This window comes from uncultured Campylobacter sp., assembly GCF_938018035.1.
GTDB lineage: Bacteria > Campylobacterota > Campylobacteria > Campylobacterales > Campylobacteraceae > Campylobacter_B.
On sequence record NZ_CALIJF010000361.1, the window covers coordinates 1 to 8,810 of the forward strand.

Below are 8,810 nucleotides of genomic sequence, written 5' to 3' on the forward strand. Positions count from 1 at the left end.
GAGATCGAGACGAGCAATTTTACGCGGCTTGACCGCTGGATCCTAACGCGCGCGGCAAACGCCTTTGCGAGCGCGGAAGCGGCGTTTAGAAACTACGATTTTTCAAAGGGCTTCAACGCCTTGCTAAATTTCTTAAGCGCCGATCTGAGCGGAATTTATCTTGATATCTGCAAAGACAGGCTCTACTGCGACGCACCGGACGAACCGCGCCGCAGAAGCGCGCAAAGCGCGATCGCGCTGATCACGCGAGCGCTGCTGCCTCTGATCGCGCCTACGCTAACCTACACGATTGACGAAGTAATGCAGTTTGCGCCGCGTATCATCAAAGAGGGCAAAGAAGACGTTTTCGATCTGACATATAAGCCGATAGAATTTGACGATTTTCTAGAATTCGACGAAATTTTAATCAAATCGAGAGAGAAATTTTTCGAGCTTATCGACGCGCTGAAAAAGGACAAGATCATCAAATCGACGCTTGAGCTGGTTTTGCAGACGAGCTCGAACGAAATTTTATCAAACGACATCCTAGGCGTGGCGGATTGGTTCATGGTAAGCGACGTGGACACTCTGCAAAGCGAGGAGGCTCTGGCGGAGTTTAAGATAAACGACGAAATTTTCCGCCTCGTAAAATCATCGAAGCACAAATGCCCGAGATGCTGGAAATTTAACGCAAAAGAGCCTGATGAGCTCTGCCCGCGCTGCGCGAAGGTCATGCATGCTCGCTAGCCCCATAAGTCTCGGCTTCGTATTTTTTACGATCGCGCTGATCTGCGTAGCGACGGGCGTGGGGATCTATTTCGTGAATAAATTTAAGGATGGCAGATGATAAGTTTGAAAGAGGCTCTAAAGCTGAGCGCGGATGAAATTTCGGCGCTTAGAGCGGAGCTAAAGGATAAAATTTTAAAAACCAAAGAGCTCGGCGCCTACGTCGAGCAGCTTACGGGTGAGGCTCTAAACGTCAGCGGCGAGGGCGTGCCGATCGCGATCAAAGATAACATTCAGGTAAAAGATTGGAGCGTCACCTCGGCGAGTAAAATTTTGCAAGGCTACGTTGCGCCATACGACGCGACAGTGATTAAAAAGCTACGGAAGCGCGGTTTGGCGCCGTTTGGGCGAACGAATATGGATGAGTTTGCGATGGGAAGCACGACCGAAAGCTCATTCTACGGCAAAACTCTAAATCCGACTGATCACTCGCGCGTACCCGGCGGCAGTAGCGGCGGAAGCGCGGCTGCCGTAGCGGCAAATATCGCCGTAGCCGCACTCGGAAGCGATACGGGCGGCTCGATCCGCCAGCCGGCGGCATTTTGCGGCTGCGTAGGCTTTAAGCCGAGTTATGGCAGGGTCAGCCGCTACGGGCTTGCGGCGTATTCGAGCAGCCTCGATCAGATAGGACCGATCACGCGCAGCGTCGAGGACGCGGCGATTTTATACGACATCATCGTAGGCCGCGACGAGATGGACAGCACGAGCTACGCGGGCGCTTACGAAAGCACCGCGGATAAGCTAAACGCCGATCGCAAGCTTAAGATCGCCATTATAAAAAATTATATCGACGAGGCCTCGCAGCAGGTCAAAGAGGCTCTAAATTTAACTATAGAAAAGCTAAAATCATTCGGGCATGAGATCGTTTACCGCGATCTTTGCAGCTCCAAATACAACATCGCGACCTACTACATCATCGCAACCGCCGAGGCTAGCGCAAATTTAAGCCGCTACGACGGCGTGCGCTACGGAAACCGCGCGAAGGCTCTAAATTTAAAAGAGCTCTACGCCAACACCCGCGGCGAAGGATTTGGCGACGAGGTCAAAAGAAGAATGCTTCTAGGCACCTTCGTGCTAAGCAGCGGCTATTACGACGCGTATTACATCAAGGCACAGAAGGCAAGAGCCTTCATCAAAAGCGAATATGAGGAAATTTTAAAAGACGCCGATTTGATTTTTATGCCGATCGCGCCGGGCGTAGCGTATAAATTCGGCGAGCTTAGCGATCCGCTTCGCGCGTATCTTAGCGACATATACACGATCGGCGTAAATTTAGCGGGGCTTCCCGCAATCTCCGTGCCGGTAGCGAAAAACAAAGAGGCTCTTAATATCAGCGCGCAGCTTATCGGGCGCGCTTACGACGAACAAACGGTGCTGGACGGCGGCTTGAGTTTAGAAAAAATCGTGAAAGGATAAGTATGAAGATCGTCAAAAAGGCTCTGACCTTCGAGGATGTTTTGTTGGTACCGCAATACTCTGAAATTTTACCCAAAGAGGTCGATATCAGCACGAGTTTTACGAAAAATATCACGCTAAATACCCCTCTTGTGAGTGCTGCGATGGATACGGTCACCGAGTACCGCACCGCGATAATGATGGCGCGCCTCGGCGGCATCGGCGTAATCCATAAAAATATGGACGAGGACTCCCAAGCCAAGATGGTTCGCCGTGTAAAAAAGAGCGAAAGCGGCGTCATTATCGACCCTATCTCGATCAAGGCGGACGCCACGATCAAAGACGCTCTCGATCTGATGAGCGAGTACCATATTAGCGGCATTCCCGTTATCGACGATAACGGCGTGCTGATTGGGATTTTAACCAATCGCGATCTGCGCTTTGAAACCGACACCGCCGCGCTTGTGGGCGAGAAGATGACCAAGGCTCCGCTAATTACCGCTCCAAAGGGCTGCACGCTTGATGATGCAGAGAAAATTTTTAGAAACAATAAGGTAGAAAAGCTTCCGATAATCGACGCAAACGGCCACTTAGAGGGGCTTATTACGATCAAAGACCTTAAAAAGCGTATCGAATATCCAAACGCTAATAAAGACAAATTCGGACGCCTTCGCGTCGCCGCAGCAATCAGCGTAGGCCATCTGCAAAGAGCCGAAGCTCTCGTCAAAGCGGGCGCAGATGCGCTTGTGATGGACTCTGCGCACGGACACTCCAAAGGCATTATCGACACGCTTAAGGAGCTAAAGCGAAATTTTGACGTGGACGTAGTGGTCGGAAACGTCGCAAACCCCGCCAGCATAAAAGATATCGCAAACGCGGGAGCAGACGCGATTAAAGTAGGCATTGGCCCTGGCTCGATCTGCACTACGCGCATCGTAGCTGGCGTGGGCGTGCCGCAATTTACCGCGATCAACGATTGCGCGATCGAGGCGGCTAAATTTGGAATTCCGATCATCGCAGACGGCGGCATCAAATACTCGGGCGACATCGCCAAAGCCCTAGCCGCGGGCGCAAGCTCGGTGATGATGGGAAGCTTGCTCGCAGGCTGCTACGAAACCCCGGGCGAACTCATTACGTTTCAGGGCCGCCAGTACAAGACCTACCGCGGCATGGGCTCTTTGGCAGCGATGCAAAAGGGAAGCTCGGATCGCTACTTTCAAGACGGCACCGCAAAAGAAAAGCTCGTGCCCGAGGGCGTCGAGGGGCGCGTACCTTACGCAGGCATGCTAAAAGACGTAATCTTTCAGCTGCTAGGCGGCTTGCGAAGCTCGATGGGATACTGCGGCAGCAAGGATATCGCGACCTTTCAGCAAAAGGCGGAATTCGTCGAGATCACGAGCGCAGGTCTTAAAGAAAGCCACGTCCACGACGTCATCATCACGCAGGAAGCGCCGAATTACCGAGTAAATCAGTGATCCTTCAAAGCAAAATTCAAAATTTCGACGAGCCGCTCTATCTGGAGAGCGGCCGCGTCTTTTCCAACTTCAAGCTCGCCTATGAAACCTACGGCGAGCTAAATCCGGACAAATCCAACGTCATCGTCATCTGCCACGCCCTAACGGGCTCCGCGCACGCCGCAGGACTTTACGAGGGCGACGTTAAACCCGGCTGGTGGGACGGGCTCATCGGCGATCATAAAGCGGTCGATACGACAAAATTTTTCGTCATCTGCATAAATATCCTAGCTTCGCCTTTCGGCTCCACCTGCCCGCTCGACGTCGATGAAAGCAGCGGTCGCGAGTACCGCTTGCGCTTTCCCGTAGTGGTCGTCTCGGACGTCGTGCGCGCGCAGATGATGCTTTTAAAGCGCCTAGGTATTTCGCGCGCCCGCGCCGTTATCGGCGGCAGCCTAGGCGGCATGCAGGCGCTGTGCTATGCGATCGAATATCCGGAATTTGCGGATGAAATTTTCGTACTCGCAAGCACTTACGCCACGCAGCCTTGGGCGATCGCGTTTAATAAGATCGCGACCGAGGCCATATTGCGCGATCCAAATTTCAAAAACGGCAACTACGATAAAAATCTGATCGCCGAGCGCGGACTTGATGGCATGGCTGTGGGGCGCATGGCGGGGCATATAAGTTTTTTAAGCCCAAGCTCGATGCAGGATAAATTCGGGCGCAACTACGTCGAAACCGACGGTCTTTACGAGATCAACGGACGCTTTCAGGTGGATCGCTACCTTGAATACAACGGCGAAAATTTCGCGCGCAGGTTCGATCCGCTGTGCTATCTTTACATCGCCAAGATGATGAATATATTTGATTGCACGCGCCACTACGGCAATCTCAAAAACGCCTGCGCGCAGATCAGATCGCGCCTGCACCTCATCTCTTTCAAAGGCGACGTGCTCTTTCCGCCGGGGCTGATGAAAGAAATTTACGATGCGATGAGCGATCTGGGTAAAAAGGATCGCACGAGCTACGCGCAGATCGACAGCGACTACGGACACGACGCGTTTTTGGTCGAGATAGAAAAATTTGATTACATCATAAAAAGGATTTTGGATGAGTTTTGAAGAAAAAATGGAGAAGATTAACGCGCTTTTAAAAAGCCTAAACGACAAGGATCTAAGCCTAGAAGAGAGCGTGAAGCTGTATAAACAGGGCGTCGCGCTGCTAAAAGAGGCGAAGGAAATTTTAGAAAACGCCAAACTCGAGGTTGCCGAAATAAACGCACCCGAGCAGGCTTAGGAGGCGACGATGATAAACGTATGCGTTTTGCAACTACCGACGCTTTCGATGAGCGAAAATCGGATCGATTACTATATGAAGGTCGCCAAAGACAACGGCGCGCGGATCGTGCTGCTGGGCGAATATGAGCTAAATTCCTTCTTTAGCGAGCTTAAAAAGATGCCCCGCTCCATCGCCTGCGAACAGAGCGAGCACAAGCAAGAGCTGATGGCGCGGCTGGCCGCCAAATACGACCTGCATATTGTAGCGCCTATAATCAGAGCCGCTAGCGGCGCAATTTTGAGGCAGGCGGGCATTTTCGGCGGCGCGACTCAAAAGAGCTTGGGCGGTGGTGAAAATTCCGCAAGCCTTAAAAGCGAGCAGGGCTGCAAGGGCGAGCCAAATTCTAAGAGCGCTTTAAATTCCAAGAGCAATTTAAATTCCAACGATGGTTCAAATTCTAAAGGCACTTTAAATTCCAAAAACGAGCAGAATTGCAAAGGCGGCTTAAATTCCTGCGGCGCAAAATCTTTAAATTTCAAAGCCTTAAATTTAAAAAGCGCCTCCGAAGTCCCAAACGCTTTAAATTCCGAAGAAAACCAAAAAGGCGCGAGCGAAGAGGAGATCTTTTGCGCGAGCGAAAACGAGCCCATCTGGGTGAAATCCTGCGCGAAATTTTCGCCCTCGGAGGTGAAATTTTACGATCAAAATATCCTGATGGACTATCCGCACTGGAACGAAGAGGGTTTTTTCGCCAACCGCAAAAGCCGCAAAATCGGTAAAATTTCGCCGATGATCTTTAGCGAAGGCGGCGTGAAATTCGGCGTCTGCTTCGGCTACGAGGCGCATTTTGATGTATTTTGGCGCTATTTTATGCAGAAAAACGTCGGTTGCGTGCTCGTGCCGTGCGCTTCGACCTTCGAAAGCGGCGGGCGCTGGCGCGAGCTTTTGAAGATGCGCGCGTTTACGAACTCGCTCTACGTCATCCGCGCCAACCGCATCGGCGAGGCGAAATTCGGAGGGGAGGAGTTTAATTTCTACGGCGAGAGCTTCGTCGTAACCCCCGGCGGCGAGATCGCAAACGAGCTGAAAAACGAAGAGGGCGTGCTGATGTGCGAAGTGGACGCGGACGAGATCGCTGCGGCGCGCGGGCTGTGGAAATTCCGCAAGAATCTAGTCAGCAGGGGGCTTTTATGAACTACTTTCACAGACAGATCCAGCTTTGGGGCGAGCAGACGCAGCGCGCGCTTGCGGATAAACGCATCCTGATCATCGGCGCGGGCGGGCTTGGAAGCAGCCTTTCTTACGCTCTGGGTGCAAGCGGCATCGGGCGGATCAGCGTCGTGGATTTCGACACGGTGGCGCTTCACAACATCCACAGGCAAATTTTATTCACGCTCGAAGACGAGGGCAAATTTAAAGCGGATGTTTTCAAAAGCCGCGCGGAAAGCCGCTACGACGGCGTGAGCGTAGAGGTGTATAAGAGTCGCGCGGAGGAATTTTTCGCTAGCGCGACCGCCTCGGGCGAGAAATTTGATCTCATTTTGGATGCGACCGATAATCTCGCCACGCGCGCGCAGATTGATGCGTTTGCTAAGCAAATAGGCGTGCCGTGGGTGTTCGCGTCGGTGGACAGCTGGCAGTGCCAAGTCTGCTTCGTGCAGAATGCGGATTTTAAATTTTTCCCGAGCCTAAACGCGACACCTGCGGGCATAACGGCTGCGATCGTGATGTTTGCAGCGAGCTTTGAGGCAAACCTCGCTCTGCGTTATCTGGCGGGGCTTGAGGTCGAAAAAGACCTACTTTACTACGCGAACTTTTTTGGCGGCGAGCTGGAAGTTAGGAAGATAAAATTGTAGTTTTAGCTCGGGCTAGTTTAAATTTAAGCCCGAGCTTGCGAGTTGACTTTATATCAAAAAGCTAACTTTGAGCGTGTTGATTTAACTCTTGTTCTGTCATTTTATTCTTCTTGATAAACTTCATTTCTTATTCCTGAGCATATATCTTTTATATGTGATATTTTTATCTACTAAAAAAATATCGCCTGGATTGTCACGAGCAAATTTATAAATTTCCCAATACTTCTCTTTTGTATTTATGTAGTCTATATACTCTTTGATAGTAAAATTTCTATTTTTCATTTTAGTTTTATATAATTCTTCCCATTTATTTTGATCATAAAATCGCGCTTCTACTAATTCTTTAGCATCTTCGCTCCTATCCCCGCAAAATTTTTCATAGAATTTAAGATCGCTATTTATAAAATATGTAGTATTCAAATCCGTTGGAAATCTATCATCACCCAAAATAGATAATATTTTTAAATAATTTCTCTGACAATCTTCAAAGGCTCTTTTTCTAATAACTTCGCTTGGCTGACCAGGGATATCATATCTTAAAAATAAATCTAACATTTTGTCATAATCTTTCATAATATTAAAATTTACATATAAGGATCGATTTTTCTTGAATTCCTCGGGATCTTTAACATATCTTTCTTTATCGTAATTTGATATTAAAAAATTGCCTATATCATCAGTCGTTATATGTCCATTGCGGCTATCTTCAATCCTAGCCATATACTTGAGTGGTCTAAATCCTTTATCAAATAGAATTTGTAACATCTCAATTTGGTTATTTATCATTAATATAGTAAATACATTTCCGCCCATAACCCGATAACCGTGACCCATATTTCTATCATTTATAATTTCTTCTTTCGTCTTATATGTGATATTTTCATCACCGTTTTCATCAATAACAATAGATTTAATGTAGCTTGAAGCAATTATATTAGGCTTGGTATTTAAATAATCTTGAATTATTGCTAATTTTTTCACATCAGCACCATTATCTATTAAAGTTTTAAATGTTTTTAATGAATTATTTGCTATTGCATACGCTAATGGATTAAGTTCATATTTATCTTGGTGTTCTATATCCGCTCCTAGCTTTATAAGCTCTTTAGCGGTATTTTCATCGTCGTAAAACGCGCTATAAATAAGCGGGCTAGTGCCTGCATGCATCTGTAAATTTACGCTTAGATTATTGTCTTTTAAAAAGCTTAAAACGCCTCTGGTGTCTTTGGCTTTGAGCATTAAGCGAAGCTTTTTTAAAGTAGCGTTTTCTTCCCAATGAGAATTCGTATATTCTGCCTCATCGTCAATATCCCAATAGCGAAATGCGAAGCTATCGACCTCTTCTTGGGTTACGTATTTGCTAAGACCCGGCACTTTGGAGACATTAGTATCTGAAGTAACGGTAAAATGAGTTTGTTTGCGCTCCGTAAGACCTGATCTTTCGGCTAGCAGATACAGCGCGCATGCGACTACCGCGCAGATAGCATAAATAAACCGAAGTTTGAAGTCTTTCAAAATTTTCCTCCCCTTTAACAAAACGTCATTTTGCTATTTTCGAGCGCATTATAGCCCAGATTAAATTAAATCGAAATTTTACATGGCGGGCGGGTAAAATTTATATAAATTTAGCCCGCAAGCCTTGAAATTTGAGCAAATTTAGAAGATAAATGCGTATTTAGAATTTTAATTAGCTTTATTCTAGATCGCTCAAAAGATCCGCCAAGCTGACGCCGGATAGGGATTTTTTAAAATCATTCTGAATGCGAGCAAAGCGCGGCGCGAGTACCGCCTCGATCTTGCCGCCCACGGGGCAGGCGCTAGGCGAGCCTTTGTGCAGGCGAAACATCGCGTCCTCCTCGCTCACCGCCTCGTAAATGTCTAAAAGCGTGATGAGTCGCGCGTCGCGAGCCAGCGTGATGCCGCCCACGCCCGCGGTCGTGAGCACCAAGCCTGCGTTTTTTAGCTGCGAGATCAGCTTGCGCGCGATGGCGGGGTTTATCCCCGAGCTTGCGGCGACGAAATCGCCCGTGACCTTCTCCTCGCGAAAATACGCGACGCA

At 48.6% G+C, this 8,810-nt stretch carries 9 protein-coding genes; 7 read left to right on the forward strand and 2 right to left on the reverse strand.

Going from position 1 to position 8,810, the window contains the following annotated elements; all coding sequences use genetic code 11:
* The 7 genes from Q0257_RS10780 to Q0257_RS10810 form a co-directional block, all read left to right on the forward strand.
* Positions 1–726, forward strand: a 726-nt coding sequence (locus Q0257_RS10780) for a class I tRNA ligase family protein (RefSeq protein ID WP_298024740.1), incomplete at its 5' end; no start/stop codon positions are given.
* A 96-nt stretch (positions 727–822) separates the two neighbouring features.
* Positions 823–2,181 (forward strand): Asp-tRNA(Asn)/Glu-tRNA(Gln) amidotransferase subunit GatA, encoded by a 1,359-nt coding sequence (gene gatA, locus Q0257_RS10785; RefSeq protein WP_298024741.1) that lies wholly within the window; start codon positions 823–825, stop codon positions 2,179–2,181.
* 2 nt (positions 2,182–2,183) lie between these two features.
* A complete protein-coding gene (gene guaB / locus Q0257_RS10790; RefSeq protein WP_298024742.1) occupies positions 2,184–3,635 on the forward strand; it encodes an IMP dehydrogenase in 1,452 nt (483 codons plus the stop codon).
* Positions 3,632–4,738, forward strand: a complete 1,107-nt coding sequence (locus Q0257_RS10795; RefSeq protein ID WP_298024743.1) for a homoserine O-acetyltransferase — start codon at positions 3,632–3,634, stop codon at positions 4,736–4,738. The genes guaB and Q0257_RS10795 overlap by 4 nt, the downstream gene beginning before the upstream one ends.
* Positions 4,728–4,913, forward strand: a complete 186-nt coding sequence (xseB, locus tag Q0257_RS10800; RefSeq protein ID WP_005872361.1) for an exodeoxyribonuclease VII small subunit — start codon at positions 4,728–4,730, stop codon at positions 4,911–4,913. Before Q0257_RS10795 ends, xseB begins: the two co-directional genes overlap by 11 nt.
* Positions 4,914–4,922: 9 nt before the next feature.
* Positions 4,923–6,089, forward strand: coding sequence for a carbon-nitrogen hydrolase family protein (locus Q0257_RS10805; protein ID WP_298024745.1), 1,167 nt, complete (start codon positions 4,923–4,925; stop codon positions 6,087–6,089).
* Positions 6,086–6,751, forward strand: coding sequence for a ThiF family adenylyltransferase (locus Q0257_RS10810; protein ID WP_298024747.1), 666 nt, complete (start codon positions 6,086–6,088; stop codon positions 6,749–6,751). Before Q0257_RS10805 ends, Q0257_RS10810 begins: the two co-directional genes overlap by 4 nt.
* A gap of 120 nt (positions 6,752–6,871) precedes the next feature.
* Here the strand turns inward: Q0257_RS10810 and Q0257_RS10815 are convergent, their stop codons facing one another.
* Positions 6,872–8,266, reverse strand: coding sequence for an ankyrin repeat domain-containing protein (locus tag Q0257_RS10815; RefSeq protein WP_298024748.1), 1,395 nt, complete (start codon positions 8,264–8,266; stop codon positions 6,872–6,874).
* 178 nt (positions 8,267–8,444) lie between these two features.
* Positions 8,445–8,810, reverse strand: a 366-nt coding sequence (locus Q0257_RS10820; RefSeq protein WP_298024750.1) for an Rrf2 family transcriptional regulator, incomplete at its 5' end; no start/stop codon positions are given.

Coding starts and splice junctions, on each gene's coding strand:
- guaB (WP_298024742.1), top strand. CDS start 2,184: ATGAAGATCGTCAAAAAGGCTCTGACCTTCGAGGATGTTTTGTTGGTA.
- Q0257_RS10805 (WP_298024745.1), top strand. CDS start 4,923: ATGATAAACGTATGCGTTTTGCAACTACCGACGCTTTCGATGAGCGAA.
- xseB (WP_005872361.1), top strand. CDS start 4,728: ATGAGTTTTGAAGAAAAAATGGAGAAGATTAACGCGCTTTTAAAAAGC.
- gatA (WP_298024741.1), top strand. CDS start 823: ATGATAAGTTTGAAAGAGGCTCTAAAGCTGAGCGCGGATGAAATTTCG.
- Q0257_RS10810 (WP_298024747.1), top strand. CDS start 6,086: ATGAACTACTTTCACAGACAGATCCAGCTTTGGGGCGAGCAGACGCAG.